1 protein-coding gene is annotated in these 401 nt (G+C 70.8%); it reads right to left on the bottom strand.

Annotated features, from left to right (window positions below; genetic code table 11):
* Positions 1-401, bottom strand: a 401-nt coding sequence (locus AC1DYG_RS20290; RefSeq protein WP_477641638.1) for an FAD-dependent oxidoreductase, incomplete at both ends; no start/stop codon positions are given.

The raw sequence follows: 401 nt of genomic DNA, 5'->3' as shown, positions 1-401 counted from the left end.
CGTCAAGGCCGGTGACGTTGGTCCGGAATTGGAACTCGACACCTTCCTCGGACAGGTAGCGGGCCAGCGCGGGGATGGCCTCGGGGGAGCTGACCCGGACGTCCTCGGTGAACAGGGCGCCGCCCCGCAATGCCGGGTCCTTGATCGAGGCATGCCGTGAAACCGCGTCGCGGTCCAGCAGCGCGACGTCTCCGTCGCGCTGGGATGCGAACTCCCGCAACAGTTCCACCTCGTCGTCCGCCCGGGCCACCACCAGCGTGCCCAGCTCGCCGACCCAGAACCCCGCGCGGGCACCGAAGTTCAGCCAGTGCCTGCGCCCGGCCTTCGCGTACGCGAGGCCCTCCCCGCTCTGCGCGGTGATGCCGACGTGCCCGAAATTCCGGACCGACGCGCCCACCGGA

This window comes from Pedococcus sp. P1_H8 (assembly GCF_056405175.1).
This window is presented reverse-complemented; position numbering and strand designations above follow the sequence as displayed.